1 protein-coding gene and 1 other annotated feature are annotated in these 1,332 nt (G+C 66.1%); the gene reads left to right on the top strand.

Translation table 11 applies throughout. From position 1 onward, the window contains the following. The first annotated feature begins 43 nt into the window (after nucleotides 1-43). Nucleotides 44-1,317, top strand: a protein-coding gene (locus ACYVDA_RS20725) for an IS3 family transposase (protein ID WP_460820437.1) whose coding sequence is annotated in 2 segments (ribosomal slippage) — nucleotides 44-341 and nucleotides 341-1,317 — 1,275 coding nt in all. Because the reading frame shifts where the segments join, the coding sequence is not laid out codon by codon here. Beyond that, nucleotides 331-474, top strand: a sequence feature (AL1L pseudoknot). It overlaps the preceding gene by 144 nt. Nucleotides 1,318-1,332: the final 15 nt, after the last annotated feature.

Raw genomic sequence — 1,332 nt, 5'->3', positions numbered from 1 at the left:
TGTTGCGTGCCGGGTCCGATGGAGGCTCTCATTCCACGGAAGGATGAGAGTCATGGCAGCACCGAGGAAGTACCCCGACGAGCTCCGTGAGCGAGCGATCCGGATGGCGGTCGATCTGCGACGTGACCCAGCGACCAGGACCGGTGCTCTGCGCCGGGTCGGCGACCAGCTCGGGATCAATCCCGAGACACTGCGCAACTGGGTCAGCCAGGCCGAAATCGATGAGGGCCACCGGCCGGGTGTGACCACCGTCGAGGCCCAGCGCATCGCCCAGCTCGAGCGCGAGAATAAGGAGCTGCGGCGAGCGAATGAGATCTTGCGGACGGCTTCGGCGTTTTTCGCAGCGGCGGAGCTCGACCGCAAGCTGAACTGAGCACCGCGGTGCTGGTCGACTACATCGACCAGCACCGCGAGAAGTTCGGGGTCGAGCCGATCTGCATCGCCTTGCGACGGGCCGGGATGCAGATCGCCCCGAGCACCTACTACGCCGCCAAGACCAGGCCACGCTCAGCGCGGTCGGTCGCCGACGAGCAACGTGTGGAGGTGATCCGGACCGTCCACGCCGACAATTACGGTGTCTACGGGGTCCGCAAGATGCACGCTGAACTGAACCGGCGCGGTCACCGGATCGCCAGGTGCACCGTGCACCGGCTGATGCGCGCCGAGGGGCTGCGCGGGATTAGCAGGGCAAAGGGGCCGCGGACCACAATCCCCGGCACCGGACCCGATACCCGCCCGGACCTGCTGGACCGCGACTTCAAGGCACCTGCACCCGACCGGGTCTGGGTCGCGGACATCACCTACTGCCGCACCTTCGCCGGCTGGGTCTACGCCGCGTTCGTTATCGACGTCTACTCCCGCCGCGTAGTGGGCTGGCAGCTCTCGAGGAGCCTGCGCACCGACCTGGCTTTGGACGCACTCGAGATGGGGCTATGGACCCGTCAGCACGCCGGCCAGGACACCACCGGCGTCATTGCACACTCGGACAGGGGAGTTCAGTACCTCGCAGTGCGCTATACCCAGCGGCTGGCCGAGGCCGGAGCCGTCGCATCGGTCGGATCCACCGGTGACAGCTACGACAATGCCCTGGCCGAGGCGTTCAACTCGCTGTTCAAAGCCGAGCTGGTCCGCAACCGAGGCCCCTGGAAGGGCATCGACGACCTCGAGATCGCCGTTGCCGAGTACATCGACTGGTTCAACCACCGACGGCTACACGGCGAGATCGGACTCGTCCCACCCGTCGAGTTCGAAGAAGAGCACTACCGGCTCAACCCCGCGCCGACTACCGTCGACGCGTCAGTTCAGAGTCTCTACTGAACCCGGCACGCAACA

Source organism: Nocardioides korecus (assembly GCF_054778395.1).
This window is presented reverse-complemented; position numbering and strand designations above follow the sequence as displayed.